16 protein-coding genes are annotated in these 13,829 nt (G+C 43.0%); 12 read left to right on the top strand and 4 right to left on the bottom strand.

Annotated features, from left to right (window positions below; all coding sequences use genetic code 11):
- Positions 1 to 352: 352 nt before the first annotated feature.
- The 4 genes from noc to BLW54_RS04675 all read left to right on the top strand — a co-directional run bounded on the left by noc (position 353) and on the right by BLW54_RS04675 (position 3,730).
- Entirely contained in the window at positions 353 to 1,222 is an 870-nt protein-coding gene (gene noc, locus BLW54_RS04690; protein WP_035507331.1) for a nucleoid occlusion protein, read from the top strand.
- 113 nt (positions 1,223 to 1,335) lie between these two features.
- Positions 1,336 to 2,109, top strand: coding sequence for a ParA family protein (locus tag BLW54_RS04685; RefSeq protein ID WP_035507330.1), 774 nt, complete (start codon positions 1,336 to 1,338; stop codon positions 2,107 to 2,109).
- Positions 2,090 to 2,941 (top strand): ParB/RepB/Spo0J family partition protein, encoded by an 852-nt coding sequence (locus BLW54_RS04680; RefSeq protein WP_035507328.1) that lies wholly within the window; start codon positions 2,090 to 2,092, stop codon positions 2,939 to 2,941. The genes BLW54_RS04685 and BLW54_RS04680 overlap by 20 nt, the downstream gene beginning before the upstream one ends.
- 84 nt (positions 2,942 to 3,025) lie before the next feature.
- The gene (locus tag BLW54_RS04675; protein ID WP_035507326.1) at positions 3,026 to 3,730 is read left to right on the top strand and encodes a DUF554 domain-containing protein; all 705 of its coding nucleotides are present in this window, start codon (positions 3,026 to 3,028) and stop codon (positions 3,728 to 3,730) included.
- 2 nt (positions 3,731 to 3,732) lie between these two features.
- Here the strand turns inward: BLW54_RS04675 and yyaC are convergent, their stop codons facing one another.
- Positions 3,733 to 4,359 (bottom strand): spore protease YyaC, encoded by a 627-nt coding sequence (gene yyaC, locus BLW54_RS04670; RefSeq protein ID WP_035507324.1) that lies wholly within the window; start codon positions 4,357 to 4,359, stop codon positions 3,733 to 3,735.
- 89 nt (positions 4,360 to 4,448) lie between these two features.
- Between yyaC and BLW54_RS04665 the strand changes: the two genes are divergently transcribed.
- From BLW54_RS04665 to rpsR, 7 genes are all read left to right on the top strand, one after another.
- Positions 4,449 to 5,468 carry a YkvI family membrane protein gene (locus tag BLW54_RS04665; protein ID WP_035507323.1) on the top strand — a complete coding sequence of 340 codons (1,020 nt, stop codon included), beginning with the start codon at positions 4,449 to 4,451 and terminating at the stop codon, positions 5,466 to 5,468.
- Positions 5,469 to 5,519: 51 nt separating this feature from the next.
- Positions 5,520 to 6,434, top strand: a complete 915-nt coding sequence (locus BLW54_RS04660; protein WP_392387178.1) for a mechanosensitive ion channel family protein — start codon at positions 5,520 to 5,522, stop codon at positions 6,432 to 6,434.
- Between the two features lie 16 nt (positions 6,435 to 6,450).
- On the top strand, positions 6,451 to 6,645 hold the full coding sequence (locus BLW54_RS04655) for a DUF951 domain-containing protein (protein WP_035507321.1): 195 nt from the start codon (positions 6,451 to 6,453) through the stop codon (positions 6,643 to 6,645).
- A 343-nt stretch (positions 6,646 to 6,988) separates the two neighbouring features.
- The gene (ychF, locus tag BLW54_RS04650) at positions 6,989 to 8,086 is read left to right on the top strand and encodes a redox-regulated ATPase YchF (RefSeq protein WP_035507320.1); all 1,098 of its coding nucleotides are present in this window, start codon (positions 6,989 to 6,991) and stop codon (positions 8,084 to 8,086) included.
- 139 nt (positions 8,087 to 8,225) lie between these two features.
- Positions 8,226 to 8,519, top strand: coding sequence for a 30S ribosomal protein S6 (gene rpsF / locus BLW54_RS04645; RefSeq protein ID WP_035507318.1), 294 nt, complete (start codon positions 8,226 to 8,228; stop codon positions 8,517 to 8,519).
- A 12-nt stretch (positions 8,520 to 8,531) separates the two neighbouring features.
- Positions 8,532 to 9,020: a single-stranded DNA-binding protein gene (gene ssb, locus BLW54_RS04640; protein WP_035507316.1), complete on the top strand. Its 489-nt coding sequence runs from the start codon at positions 8,532 to 8,534 to the stop codon at positions 9,018 to 9,020.
- Positions 9,021 to 9,041: 21 nt separating this feature from the next.
- A complete protein-coding gene (gene rpsR, locus BLW54_RS04635; RefSeq protein WP_035507315.1) occupies positions 9,042 to 9,269 on the top strand; it encodes a 30S ribosomal protein S18 in 228 nt (75 codons plus the stop codon).
- Positions 9,270 to 9,385: 116 nt separating this feature from the next.
- Here the strand turns inward: rpsR and BLW54_RS04630 are convergent, their stop codons facing one another.
- Positions 9,386 to 9,823 (bottom strand): Rrf2 family transcriptional regulator, encoded by a 438-nt coding sequence (locus BLW54_RS04630; RefSeq protein WP_035507312.1) that lies wholly within the window; start codon positions 9,821 to 9,823, stop codon positions 9,386 to 9,388.
- Between the two features lie 177 nt (positions 9,824 to 10,000).
- On the opposite strand from BLW54_RS04630, the gene hmpA reads away from it, so the two are divergent.
- Positions 10,001 to 11,221 (top strand): NO-inducible flavohemoprotein, encoded by a 1,221-nt coding sequence (gene hmpA, locus BLW54_RS04625; protein WP_035507311.1) that lies wholly within the window; start codon positions 10,001 to 10,003, stop codon positions 11,219 to 11,221.
- 53 nt (positions 11,222 to 11,274) lie between these two features.
- On the opposite strand, the gene BLW54_RS04620 is transcribed toward hmpA, so the two are convergent.
- Together BLW54_RS04620 and BLW54_RS04615 are read right to left on the bottom strand one after the other, a co-directional pair.
- Positions 11,275 to 11,898 (bottom strand): YczE/YyaS/YitT family protein, encoded by a 624-nt coding sequence (locus BLW54_RS04620; protein WP_035507801.1) that lies wholly within the window; start codon positions 11,896 to 11,898, stop codon positions 11,275 to 11,277.
- A 129-nt stretch (positions 11,899 to 12,027) separates the two neighbouring features.
- Positions 12,028 to 13,728, bottom strand: a complete 1,701-nt coding sequence (locus BLW54_RS04615) for a peptide ABC transporter substrate-binding protein (RefSeq protein ID WP_392387179.1) — start codon at positions 13,726 to 13,728, stop codon at positions 12,028 to 12,030.
- Between the last annotated feature and the right edge of the window lie 101 nt (positions 13,729 to 13,829).

Here is a 13,829-nt window from a genome sequence, read left to right as displayed (position 1 = left end):
TTTACTTTTTGAAATGGAAGGGACAAATAAAAAAGGGGTTCCTATTATCTGAGAAAAGAAAATCTATCGACTTGATTTGTCATGAAAAGTCATAAAGTAGATTCCTTTGAATAGCGTAAAAACACGGTTCTTCATAGAAAAAAAGCGCATTTTCGACAAAGAAGAAGATGAATTCTTCCATATAGAAGATACTTTTCATAGATTAAATGTGATAAAATGAATAAAGAAATGAAAAACGGCATACGTATGCGCAGCAGCTGAGTAGCCTGCGGCGCTTTTTATGTTTCAAAATATAGAGTAAATTCAATAAAAAATAAGCGTATGCTCGATCGTATAAAGGTGGTGTCTGATCGTGTTACATCCTTTTGGTCGTTTGTTCGGGCTAGGGGACAAACCGGATTCGGATAATGACAACAATGAAGAAGAAGGCTACAACCCCGACGAAGTTGTACAAGTTCCTGTTGAACGAGTGCAGCCTAACCGTTACCAACCTCGAGCGATTTTCAACAACGAGAAGATTAGCGAACTCGCCCAGACGATACATACGCATGGGATGATTCAGCCGATCGTTCTCCGTCGGTTAAATGAAGAAGAGTATGAATTGATTGCCGGTGAACGTAGGTGGCGTGCCGTCCAGTCGCTTGGCTGGGAAACCATTCCCGCGATCATCCGTGATATGGACGACTCACAAACGGCCTCTGTCGCTCTGATTGAAAACTTGCAGAGGGAAGAATTGACCGTTATTGAAGAAGCCGTCGCTTATGGTAAATTGCTTGAACTGCATCAGATTACACAGGAGGCGCTTGCGCAAAGGTTAGGAAAGAGCCAATCCACCATTGCGAATAAATTACGTCTGCTGAAATTGCCCGAGTCTGTCCAGCAGGCGGTTATGGATAAGAAAATAACCGAGCGGCATGCCCGTGCTCTGATAGCGCTTAAAGAAACAGAACAGCAGGAAAAAGTCTTAACAGAAATCATTGAAAAACAATGGAACGTGAAACAAACGGAAGAGCGGATTGCAAAATTAAATGACCCGCAACCGAAGAAAAAGAAACCGACGCTTAAAGGGGTCAATAAGGATATGCGGATTGCCATGAACACGATCCGTCAATCCTTGACCATGGTGACAGATACGGGAATCGATTTGGAGACGGATGAAGAAGATCATGATGATTATTACCAAATCACCATTAAGATCCCGAAGGGTAAGAAAAAATCATAGCCTGAACGACCCATCTTGACTTTCGTGGAGATGGGGCTTTTTTTAAGTCATTTTACCTAATGCTTTCAATGAAATGGTAGAATGATAGTAAAGATATGGAGGCAGGTGACATCATGGGGAAAGTGATTTCCATTGCGAATCAAAAAGGTGGAGTTGGAAAAACGACTACCGCAGTTAATTTAAGTGCATGTTTGGCGCATTTGGACAACAAGGTGCTTTTAGTGGATATTGATCCTCAAGGGAATGCGACAAGCGGGGTTGGTGTAGAAAAAGGGGACATGGACCAGTGCATATACAATGTTCTTGTGAACGATGTGAAAGCGGAAAAGGTCAGAACAAATACACTTGTCACGAATCTTGATGCCATCCCGGCAACTATTCAACTGGCAGGTGCCGAAATAGAACTGGTATCAATTATTTCCCGGGAAGTAAAGTTGAAAAAGGCCCTCGATGAAATCAAAGGTGAGTATGATTATATTATTATCGATTGTCCCCCCTCTCTCGGTCTCTTAACCCTTAACTCCCTGACAGCCTCCGATTCCGTTTTGATCCCCGTACAGTGTGAATATTATGCGTTGGAAGGGCTGAGCCAGCTTTTGAATACAATCAGGCTTGTCCAAAAACATATGAATAGAGATTTAATGATTGAAGGTGTCCTTATGACGATGCTGGATGCGCGAACGAATCTTGGAATTCAAGTCATCGAAGAGGTGAAAAAGTATTTCCGAGATCATGTTTATCAATCGATTATCCCTCGTAACGTCCGTTTGAGCGAAGCCCCAAGCCATGGTAGACCTGCAATTCTGTATGATGCAAAATCCCGAGGGGCGGAAGTGTATTTAGATTTAGCAAAGGAAGTGATTGTGAATGGAGAGAGGGTTAGGTAGTAAAGGTCAGGAGCTTTTAGGAGCTTTTTTCAATAACCAAAAGTCATCAAGTGGAGAAATTCAACAAATAGCGATTAAAAATTGTCGTCCCAACCCTTATCAACCTCGCAAACAGTTTGAAGTAGAAGCTTTGGAAGAATTGGAACAATCCATTAAAGAACATGGCATCCTGCAGCCTTTAATCGTACGGCAAAGTATTAAAGGTTATCAAATCGTTGTCGGTGAGCGCAGGTTCCGGGCTGCACAAAAAGCCGGTTTCAGCCATATCCCCGCTCTTGTGAAAGAACTGACGGATGAACAAATGATGGAAATAGCTCTACTTGAAAACCTACAACGTGAAGACCTTTCCCCGATTGAAGAAGCCCAGTCTTATGAACAATTGATCAAGGAGCTCGGAGTCACACAAGATGAACTGGCTAAACGATTAGGAAAAAGCCGGTCCCATATTGCGAATATGATTCGTCTTTTAGCCCTTCCCCATGAAATAACCCATAAAATTAGTGAAGGAAAGTTGTCGATGGGACACGGCCGGGCTTTATTAAGTTTGAAAAAACGGGATCAACAAATTCAATTATCACAGAGGATCGAAGCTGAATCCCTAAATGTTCGTCAAGTGGAGCGGATCATTTATAAGTGGACGAATAAGCAGACGAAAAACAAGGAAAAAAAGTCGAGGGATTTGTTTCTACAAGAACGCGAAGAAAATTTAAAAGAACGACTTGGGACGGGCGTGAAAATTCACAAAGGAAAGCGTAAAGGAAAAATCGAAATAGAGTTTACGAATAATGAAGATTTAGAACGTATTATCAAATTGTTTGACGAGAGAGAATAAAAAGCTGGAGGCTTACACCTTGGTTATCTCTTTTTTGTCGAATATTCATGAAATCTTATAAGAAAAGATAATGGAGAGAGTGCGATGGTTTTATTAGGAACGCTTGTCAATGGTTTATGTATATTCATAGGAACCTTATTAGGGTTATTTTTCACAAAGATTCCGGAACGTTTCAAAGAAACTGTTATGAGCGGTGTCGGTCTTGCGGTTCTATTGATTGGTCTGCAAATGGCGTTTGAAACAGGAAATATTGTCATTGTATTGCTTAGTCTGCTCTCAGGGGCGATTATTGGCGAGGCGGTTCATCTTGAAGACAAGTTGGAATACATTGGTCGGTGGGTGGAAAGGAAATTTACCAAGCCTGATCAGACCTCAAGTATCGCTCAGGGGTTTATCACAGCTTCTCTCATTTTTGTCATTGGAGCCCTCGCTGTCATTGGTGCTCTGGACAGTGGATTGAGGAATGATCATGAAGTATTGATCACAAAGGCAATTATTGATGGTTTTGTTTCCCTCGTTCTTACATCCACACTAGGCATCGGGGTCATTTTTTCAATTATTCCGGTTGTTCTCTATGAAGGATCCATCGCCCTCTTGGCTACTCAGATCAACAACTGGATTCCCCAAGCCATGCTGGACTTATTCATCGTTGAAATGACAGCTACAGGGGGGTTGTTGATTGTGGCTATCGGATTGAACCTATTAAAATTGACAAAGATCAGAGTGGCCAATTTATTACCTTCTTTACTTATGGTCGGCGTTGTCTTAGCTGCCGCTCAATGGTTCTAGTATTAGGGAATCCTTTTTTTGTACGTTCGGGAAGATGTGGTGAATGTCTGGATCGGATTCGACTCCATGTACACCTGTTTCCTTTTGGCTTCGGTCAGTTGTATGGCTGCCGCTACTTTAGCCGCCATTTTCATAACAATATGAAGTCTCGTGTTTTGTAGAACGACATGTTCCATAAATCCACTAACATTGACCATTCCGCTAATGTGTAGTTGACCTACAGGCGGGAGGTCTTTTTTTAATGCAGAACCCGGACTGAGAGATCCCTTTCCAAGAATGACAGAGCCGACAGAGGAGGATTTGCCTAGGCATGCGTCTATAGCAAGGATATAAGGATTCGGATGATTTTTCCGGATGGTGGTTAATCGCTCCTTCAAATTCAAAGCGTGAAGGGGCTCTTCCAATGTTCCATATATATGGAACGTTTCGAATGGGTGATCATGTAGCATCGAACCAACCAAAGGTCCAAAAGAATCTCCTGTAGACCGATCTGTACCGATACAGGCGATAACGATCTCCTTGGAAGGTGGAAGCCATTCTTGCAAGTATGTGCTTAGCTGGTCGCTCATAGCTGGATCCTCAGTGTTTACACGTTTCTCTTCTTTGGAAAACTTGTCCTTGAAATTCATAGCTTCTCCTCCAGACACATAGTAGTAACAGTATATAAGGTTGTCCGTGTTTCTATACGTGACAAATACATAGATGTGGAGGAACGGCCATGTTAAAAGCAGGGTTTAAGTGGATGTTCTTGATCATAGGAACGATGATTGGTGCCGGCTATGCTTCAGGAAGGGAATTATGGCAGTTTTTTGGACATGGGAGCAGCTTGGCGATTCTTCTTTTCTCCTTGATGTTTATCCTTTCTTGCAAGTCTATTCTTGATATTAGTTATAAAAAGCAGACGGGACATTATCTACCTGTCCTCAGGGCTGTAGTCGGTAAACACCTGACCGGCGTGTATGATTGGATGATCATCATTTACCTTTTCACAACGACCGTAATCATGCTGGCTGGAAGCGGGGCAACGTGGCAGGCATTCAATTTCTCCTACCGAATGGGCATTCTCGCTATTATTATCCCTCTCATTCTATTATTTGTATGGGATGTTAAAGGAATTGTCATTGTAAACAGCTTTGTGCTTCCTCTGCTCATTTCCGGATTATTGTTCGTATTGGTTTTATTCATTAGTGATCAGGAGTTATCTCTTTTTGGCCATTTTCATGAAATGGATAATTGGATGTCAGCCTTTCCTTTTACGGCGCTTAACATTCTCCCGCTCATTGCTGTCCTTGGTGCGATTGGGAATCAAGTCCGGCATAAGGGTGAGATCTGGATTGCCAGCATTGGCAGCGGTGTAGTGCTTGGAGCTGTTTCTTACCTTTATAACAACAGTTTGATTCAAATCTCTGAAGATATCATTTTGTATGAAATCCCCCTTTTTGCGATATTGAAACATTATCCATACGAAATGATGATCTTTATGTCACTTATGCTCTGGATTGCTATTTTTACCACTGCTGCTTCCGGTACGCTAGGATTAGTGACGAGATTCAGAGAATATGTACGTCAACCATTATGGATATTGGCAATGGCTATCATAGCAGTCATGCTGCCCTTCACTTCATTCGGATTCTCTACGTTAATTGAATACTTGTATCCGCTTTACGGTATCTTGAATCTTTATGTGTTAGTTTCCCTTCTTCTATATCCGATACTTTCTCAATTCAAAAATCGCTAGAAACCTGTTAAAATGAATGGCATATTCATAGTCGTACAGGGAGGGAAAGCGGTGACCGAAGCTGAAAAAGCGGTAGATGATGCAAAAACCAAATGGGACGAGCTCGTGGAATATATGACAGACTCAGAGTTGTGGTTCCAAGTGGCTGCTGGTGCGATACGGATTGCTCTCATTTTATTGGTCTCTTTTCTGATCATTCGGATTGCAAGACGGGTCATTACCCAATTCTTTGCCAATAAAAGGCGCGGGCCTTTTCGAATTACTGAACGGCGGGAAGCGACACTCAATAAACTTGTCCTCAATACATTGACCTATGTCGTGTATTTTATGGCCTTTATCATGATTCTTGAAACGTTTAATTTTAAAGTGGGGGCGTTACTCGCGGGGGCTGGTGTTGCTGGCCTTGCCATTGGTTTCGGCGCACAGAACCTTGTTCGTGATATCATATCAGGTTTTTTCATTATCTTTGAAGATCAATTTTCTGTCGGTGATTATATTCAGACCTCGGGTGTGGAAGGATTTGTGGAAGAAGTGGGATTGAGAACGACAAAAGTAAAAGCATGGACAGGCGAGGTGCATATCCTTCCGAATGGAAATGTGACTCAAGTAACAAACTTCTCCATGCACAACAGCATTGCCGTCGTCGATGTGAGCATCGCCTATGAGGAAGACATTGAAGCAGCAGAAAAAGTGATTCAGGAGTTGTTGGGAGAGCTTCCGGAGCGTTATGAATCCATGTTAAACATACCGGAGTTGCTTGGCATTCAAACCCTTGGGGCCTCAGATGTTGTGATGCGGATTATCTGTGAAGTGAATCCCATGGAACACTGGGCGATTGCCCGCGTGATTCGTAAAGAAGTGAAAAACAGACTGGATGCAGAAGGCATTGAAATTCCATTCCCACGTATGGTGATGTATTCACGTGATGAAGAGGCGAATGATTCATCTGTTGTGAAAGAAAGTTAAAGAAGGAGGGTTCCTGATGGCTGGAAAGTCGTATGAATTGAATGATGTTGTCCAAATGAAAAAACCTCACCCGTGTGGGGAGAATCGCTGGAAGATTATCCGAATGGGGGCAGATATTCGGATCAAATGCGAAGGCTGTGGTCACAGTGTACTCGTACCTCGTCGAAAATTCGAAACGAAGATGAAGAAAGTACTTGAAACCAGTGAATAACTTCCTCCCCTTCTCTACATGGAAGGGGAGATTTATTTTTATTCCATGTGAAACGTTGAACAACAACTTCGGATTACGTAAAGTCAGGGGGACCAGGTCCTTTCTCATAGATTGTTTACCCTGGATTATTAATACGGTCTAGTTGTTGAAAAATGGAATAAAATGATGGTTTTTTTCTACTTTATTAACAAATATGGAATTTGTTAATGTGGAAAAAGAGTTTTTCAGGAGAAATAGCCGATGCTTTCTTGTTTTTGCATAGGTTGTTATTTTCAAGTACAGAATCTATAATTAAGTGGACTAACATGCATGTATGTAAATCCTTAAGGAGTGAAAGTCTCATATGGCACTAACAGCAGGAATCGTAGGTTTACCGAACGTAGGGAAATCTACGTTATTTAACGCAATTACACAAGCAGGCGCTTTGTCTGCCAACTATCCGTTCGCCACAATCGATCCGAACGTAGGGATCGTGGAAGTTCCGGATAGCCGGCTTGAAAAGCTGACTGAGCTTGTGAACCCAAAGAAAACTGTACCTACAGCTTTTGAGTTTACAGATATTGCTGGAATCGTCAAAGGTGCGAGTAAAGGCGAAGGCCTCGGAAACCAGTTTTTATCCCACATCCGTCAAGTGGACGCGATTTGCCACGTCGTTCGGGCATTCGAAGATGAAAACATTACCCACGTATCCGGACAGGTCGACCCGATCACGGATATCGAAACGATCAACTTAGAGTTGATTTTGGCTGATCTTGAATCTGTTTCGAAGCGGATGGACCGAGTCGCTAAAATGGCTCGCCAAAAAGACAAGGAAGCGGTTGCCGAGTATGCAGTACTAGAGAAACTGAAAGAGGCATTGGAGGAAGAAACACCTGCCCGTGCCGTTGAGTTCAGCAGCGACCAACAGAAAATCGTGAAAGGCCTTCATCTACTAACTTCAAAGCCCATCCTCTATGTGGCGAACGTAAGTGAAGATGAAATTGGCGAAGCGGACAATGATAAAGTGAAAAAAATTCGCGAATTTGCTGCAAAAGAGAATGCAGAAGTGATTGTAGTTTGTGCAAAAATCGAGTCAGAAATTGCTGAGCTTGATAGTGAAGAAAAAGACGAATTCCTTGATGATTTAGGAATTGAAGAATCCGGCCTTGACCAACTGATCAAAGCCACTTACAACCTTCTTGGTCTAGCTACCTACTTCACAGCTGGTGAGCAGGAAGTTCGAGCATGGACATTTAAAGAAGGAATGACGGCCCCACAAGCAGCCGGTATCATTCACACCGACTTCGAAAGAGGCTTCATCCGTGCAGAGACAGTGTCCTATGACGACCTTGTTGATGCGGGTTCTATGGCTGTAGCCCGGGACCGGGGCCGTGTCCGCTTAGAAGGGAAAGAGTATTTAGTAAAAGATGGCGACGTTATCCATTTCCGTTTCAACGTATAAGCTTAGGGTCCTTCCGTTAAAAGGTTGTAAATCTTGGACAACTTTGATACAATACTAAATTGTGAGTAATTCAATAAAGATTACTCCTTGCTCCTTTGATAGAAAAGGAGCCGTCAAGTCCATAAGGAGGTGAAAACGGATGAGTAGAAAATACGAAATCATGTATATCATCCGCCCAGACATCGAGGAGGAAGCAAAAACATCTGTCAAAGATCGTTTCAGCAAAATCCTTACAGATAATGGAGCGGAGATTGAAGAAGTTAAAGAAGTTGGCAAGCGTCGTCTTGCTTACGAAATTAACGACTACCGTGATGGGATCTATGTAACGATCGACTTCAAGGGTACACGTGAAGCGATCAATGAATTCGACCGTCAAGCGAAGTTCACGGATGATATTATCCGCCACATCGCTGTACGCGAAGATGATAAATAAGGAGTGGTTCTGATGTTAAATCGTGTCGTATTAGCCGGCAGATTGACGAAGGATCCTGATTTACGCTATACGCCGAACGGAGTAGCTGTCGCTAATTTTACAATTGCCGTGAATCGTCCATTTTCAAACAACCAGGGAGATCGCGATGCCGATTTCATTAACTGTGTCGTTTGGAGACGTGCGGCTGAAAATTTAGCTAACTTTATGAGTAAAGGTAGCCTTGTCGGAGTCGACGGACGCTTACAGTCCCGCAGTTTCGATAACCAAGAAGGCAAGCGTGTATTTGTGACAGAAGTTGTTGCAGACAGCGTGCAGTTCCTAGAGTCCAAAGGTGCTTCCCAAGGGGGAGGAAACCGTGGAGGTTCAGGATTCCAACCAAATCAGAATCAACAACCATCAGGAAATAACTTCGGTTCTAATAATAACAACCAACGAAATGATGACCCATTCGCAGATAATGGGGAACCAATCGATATATCCGATGATGATTTACCATTCTAAATAGGAAGGAGTGAATGCTACATGGCACGTCGTGGACGCGGAAAACGTAAAAAGGTGTGTTTCTTCACAGCTAACGGTATCACACACATCGACTTTAAAGATGTTGATTTGTTGAAACGTTTCGTCTCTGACCGTGGAAAAATTCTTCCTCGTCGAGTAACTGGAACTTCTGCTAAATATCAGCGTAAATTGACGAAAGCGATCAAGCGCGCTCGTCAAATGGCCCTACTTCCTTACACTACTGAGTAATAGTAGCGTCAAGAAAACCCTTGATTTCTCTTAGGAGAGATCAAGGGTTTTTTGTATTCACTCGGATACGGACTTGGTTTTGTTACTGTTCTGAGGAGGGCGAAAGCCGGCTTGCATTATTTCAAGCCCATGAGTTCTCTCAGCTCCTGTTTGTTTGTTAACAAGTCTTCTAGGGTGTACTTGTCCAGAACCGATAAGAATGCACGCAAGGCTTCGTGTAACACGCCTTTAAGTCTGCAGGCGGGCGTAATGACACAATAGTTGGTGGCACAATGAAAACATTCAAGCAAATGGAAATCATCTTCCATCGCACGGACGACCTGACCGATATTGATGTCCGCCGGGGTTTTGGCTAAACGGATACCGCCTGAGCGGCCGCGAAGGGTTTCAATTAACTCCAACTTATTCAGTTCATGGATAATTTTCCCTAAATGGTTTTCGGATATATGAAAGACTTGAGAAATTTCTTTTTTATTCGCGAGTTCCCCCTCTTGTTTGGAAGCGGTAAAAATCAAGACTCTTAAAGCGTAATCTGTATATTTCTTCAAACGCATGCTCTTGTAACCCTCATTCTTGTTTTTTTCTATCTTATCATAAACCCAAAGGTCTGTCTTAAGTGGAGAATGTTTCCGTTTTTGTCACAAAAGATGTATTTAGAATATTGCTTTTACATGTTGCGATTTCTATAATAAAGGTGTATATAAAATACATCAATAAAAGGGGTTTTGAGGATGTCTGCAAAGACTACTGAAACACTCAATAAGCAAACAATTGAAACGGTTAAAGCGACAGTACCTGTATTAGAGGAATATGGAGAAGCTATTACAACACATTTTTATCAGCGCTTGTTTGAAGATCACCCTGAATTGAAAAATATCTTCAACCAAACACATCAGCATGTGGGTGATCAGCCGAAAGCCCTCGCGAATACGGTTTATGCTGCGGCACAGTATATCGATCAGCTGGAAGTGATTCTTCCACGTGTGAAACAAATTGCCGAAAAGCACCGCAGTTTAAATGTGCAGCCTGAACACTACCCAATTGTCGGGGAATATTTGTTAAAGGCGATTAAAGAAGTACTGGGAGAGGCTGCTACAGACGACATTATAAACGCCTGGGGAAATGCTTACGGTGTCATTGCTGATGCTTTCATTGGAGTTGAAAAAGAGATGTATCAGGAAGCCGAGCAGCAAAAAGGCGGCTGGACAGGGTACCGTTTATTCAAAGTGGCAGGTAAGGTACAGGAAAGTGATGAAATTACATCCTTTTATCTTGAGCCGGAAGATGGTGGGGAACTGCCGGTTTATAAACCTGGCCAGTATTTGACGATTAAGGCAGAGATTCCTGGTGAGTCCTATGATCACTTAAGGCAATACAGTCTTTCTGAAGCTCCTGGTAAGCCTTATTACAGAATTAGTGTAAAAAAGGAGCTCGGAACTGCGGGCCAACCGGACGGCATTGTGTCTTCCTGGTTGCATGATAAAGTAAAAACAGGTGACTCTATTCCTGTAAGTGCTCCTGCCGGGGACTTTTACTTAAATGCTCATACCGATCGTCCAGTGGTCTTGATCAGTGGTGGGGTAGGTCTGACTCCTATGATGAGTATGTGGCGTTATGCTCGGGAAAAACAGCCGGAAAGAGAGGTCCGCTTTATTCACGCGGCACGTAACGGAAGTGTGCATGCCTTTAAAGAAGAAATAAAAGGGGCAAAGCCAGGTACGGCTCATCTTATTTATGAAAAGCCGAGTGAGGAAGATATGAAACAGGGACTATATGTGAGGGAAGGTTATATTTCTCTTGAATGGCTCAAGACCGTAGCACCTGAACATGCAGAGTTTTATTTCTGTGGTCCGGAAGGTTTTATGAGAGCTGTTAATCATATGCTTCAAGAATGGAGAATTCCTGAAGAAAGAATTCATTACGAGTTTTTCGGCCCTCAAGGAGTTTTGTAAAATAAAAAAAGAGGTGGAATCATAATCGTGATTCCACCTCTTTTTTCTGTTCCCTACATATGGATGCTATCTGTGACTGGCTGCATTCTTCGGTCTACTTTTTCAATTTGTGCCATAAATACCTGAATCAGAGGTCCACTGAGAAGTGTAATGAGTACGGTCCCTATTCCGATAGCTCCTCCAAAGAAAAAGGCCAGGAGGACAAGGAGAATGCTAATAAGGGCTCTCGATATCGATACATTCCAGCCAGTCAAATTACTTACCACGAGCATCATCCGATCAAACGGGTTCGGGGCGAAATCGGCCTGTAAGTTGAAGGCGATACCAAATCCAGCAATTACCATTCCGGCTAGAAGACAAGCCAATTGTGACCAAAATACATCCGGGTGGATGGTATCTCGAATGGAAAATACCCAAAAATCAATGCCGGCTCCTGTTAATAGGGATGTGGCGAGAGCGAGGAGCTCCGGCCGCCTTCGCTCTGCAATCGCATTAAAAACGATCATGCTGAAACCGACAACGATTTCCCAACTGCCAATCGTTAAGCCAAATGTCCGGTGAAGTCCGACAAGGAGAGCATCAAAGGGTGAGGTGCCAAGGGCCGACTGGATCGTTAGAGCAATCCCTAAAGTCATAATGATGATTCCAACTGTATAATACATGGCTCGATAATACATGCGTTTCACACTCACCCCTCCTTTCCGATTTTCATATCTTCAAAGACTATATCGTGAAAAGGAGGTTGATTCAAGAGAAACAGTTGTAAAAAAACGACAGGGAGAAATCCCTGTCGTTTGCTTTTTATTTTATTCTTCTACATGGGCCCACTTGAACTCAAATTCTGGACCTGTAGAGGTAGTGAATACACCTTTGATGGAGGGGCGGAAAAGCTGTGCTTTTGCATCCTGATAGATTGGCGCGACCGCCATATCCTCTTCAAGGAGAAGTTTTTCTGCTTCCATGAACGTTTCGAAACGTTTATCAGGATCTTGCGCATATTCTCCATTCGCCTGTTCGATCAAAGCGTCATACTCTTCACTGGAATAGCCCATGTTGTTGTTTTGGCCACCTGTTAGATACATGTTTAAATATGTGTTCGGGTCAACATAGTCTGGCCCCCATGTGGCCGCTTCCATTTCAAACTCGGAAGAATTGTCACGGCGGACACGCTCTTTGAATGGTACTTCCATCAATTTGATTGTGAGCCCTTCAAGGTTTTCTTCCAGTTGGTTCTTATAATAAGCCAGAACGTCTTTAGACGTACCTGTATCGTCCCCAAGAAGTTCGATTTCAACAGAATCTTTGCCTAGTGCTTCTAGACCTTTCTGCCAGTGTTCCTGTGCTTTTTCGACGTTATATTCAACCAATGGACCTTGCGCATCGCGGAAGTCCTCGTCACTGTCGGGCATGGATACGAAGTTGGATGGGACATATCCTTCTGCAGGCACGGAGCCATCGTTCAAGATGACATCAACAAGGGACTGTCTGTCAATGGCATAGGAAATGGCTTTGCGGACATCTGCATTAGCAAGGGCCTCATTGTTGTCCTGGTTGAATTTGAAGAAATATAAGTATGGTTTTTCAGCTACATTGAAAGCTTCATTCGAGCGGTATTGATCTACGAATTCAGCGTTTAATTCTGTTTGATCGATCTCACCGGATTCGTAAAGGTTGACCCCGGTCGAGACTTCTTTAATTACTTTTGCATTGATGGTTTCTAATTGAACCGTGTCAGCATCCCAATAGCTGTCACTTTTTTCCACCGTCCAACCTTCGCCATGGTTCCATTCAGTCATATGGAAAGGACCATTGGAAAGCGTGTATTCCGCTTCTGTAGCAAATTTGTCACCATGCTCTTCAACAAAGTCCTGATTCAACGGCATGAATGTAATGAAGACCGTCATGGACTTGAAGTATGGGACAGGCTTTTCCAATTCTACGACTAACGTTTTATCATCTTTCGCTGTTGCACCAAGCTCTTCTAGTTCAGCTTCTCCATCACTGATTGCTTGGGCATTTTTAATGATGCCTCCAAGGAAGTAAGGCCCGTATTCTGAACCAACTTCCGGATCAACCGCTCTTCTCCAGGCATATACAAAATCATGTGCTGTGACAGGATCACCATTGGACCATTCAGCATCACGCAGTTTAAATGTCCATGTCAGTCCGTCTTCGCTGACTTCCGAGCTTTCAGCCATCCCGTCTGCAAGCTGACCGTTCTCATCGAGACGGTAAAGACCTTCATAGGTTTCACCAGCCCATTGGAAACCGACCGAATCAGTGATTAAAGATGGATCCATACTAGGAATCTCACTTTTTGCTGTGACTGTAATCTCTTGATTTCCAGATGCTTCCCCTTCACTGGATTCCTCTGAAGTTTCTTCTGTGTTTTCTTCCCCGCTGTCTGTGGATGTTTCGCTGTCTCCACCGCTGCAGGCAGCAAGGAACAGAGCGAACATCAGTGCAAGCAGCACAATTAGATGTTTTCTCAAAATGATCTCCCCCATTTGTAATTTTCTAAATATAATTACTTTTTGAATTATACAGATAAATAAGAAAAAAAGCAAAGTTCTTTATTCGATAAAAGGTTGAAAAGAATGTCGTGAAA

Origin of the sequence: Halobacillus karajensis, assembly GCF_900108515.1 — a bacterium.
In the GTDB taxonomy this organism is placed as follows: Bacteria; Bacillota; Bacilli; order Bacillales; family Halobacillaceae; genus Halobacillus; species Halobacillus karajensis.
The sequence above is the reverse complement of the archived record's forward strand: the minus strand, read 5'-3'. Positions and strand labels throughout refer to the sequence as shown.

Excerpts from the sequence above, each read along its gene's own strand:
- BLW54_RS04685 (WP_035507330.1), top strand. The coding sequence starts at position 1,336 with ATGGGGAAAGTGATTTCCATTGCGAATCAAAAAGGTGGAGTTGGAAAA.
- BLW54_RS04680 (WP_035507328.1), top strand. The coding sequence starts at position 2,090 with ATGGAGAGAGGGTTAGGTAGTAAAGGTCAGGAGCTTTTAGGAGCTTTT.
- BLW54_RS04675 (WP_035507326.1), top strand. The coding sequence starts at position 3,026 with ATGGTTTTATTAGGAACGCTTGTCAATGGTTTATGTATATTCATAGGA.
- yyaC (WP_035507324.1), bottom strand. The coding sequence starts at position 4,359 with ATGAATTTCAAGGACAAGTTTTCCAAAGAAGAGAAACGTGTAAACACT.
- BLW54_RS04665 (WP_035507323.1), top strand. The coding sequence starts at position 4,449 with ATGTTAAAAGCAGGGTTTAAGTGGATGTTCTTGATCATAGGAACGATG.
- BLW54_RS04655 (WP_035507321.1), top strand. The coding sequence starts at position 6,451 with ATGGCTGGAAAGTCGTATGAATTGAATGATGTTGTCCAAATGAAAAAA.
- ychF (WP_035507320.1), top strand. The coding sequence starts at position 6,989 with ATGGCACTAACAGCAGGAATCGTAGGTTTACCGAACGTAGGGAAATCT.
- rpsF (WP_035507318.1), top strand. The coding sequence starts at position 8,226 with ATGAGTAGAAAATACGAAATCATGTATATCATCCGCCCAGACATCGAG.
- ssb (WP_035507316.1), top strand. The coding sequence starts at position 8,532 with ATGTTAAATCGTGTCGTATTAGCCGGCAGATTGACGAAGGATCCTGAT.
- rpsR (WP_035507315.1), top strand. The coding sequence starts at position 9,042 with ATGGCACGTCGTGGACGCGGAAAACGTAAAAAGGTGTGTTTCTTCACA.
- BLW54_RS04630 (WP_035507312.1), bottom strand. The coding sequence starts at position 9,823 with ATGCGTTTGAAGAAATATACAGATTACGCTTTAAGAGTCTTGATTTTT.
- hmpA (WP_035507311.1), top strand. The coding sequence starts at position 10,001 with ATGTCTGCAAAGACTACTGAAACACTCAATAAGCAAACAATTGAAACG.
- BLW54_RS04620 (WP_035507801.1), bottom strand. The coding sequence starts at position 11,898 with ATGTATTATCGAGCCATGTATTATACAGTTGGAATCATCATTATGACT.
- BLW54_RS04615 (WP_392387179.1), bottom strand. The coding sequence starts at position 13,728 with ATGGGGGAGATCATTTTGAGAAAACATCTAATTGTGCTGCTTGCACTG.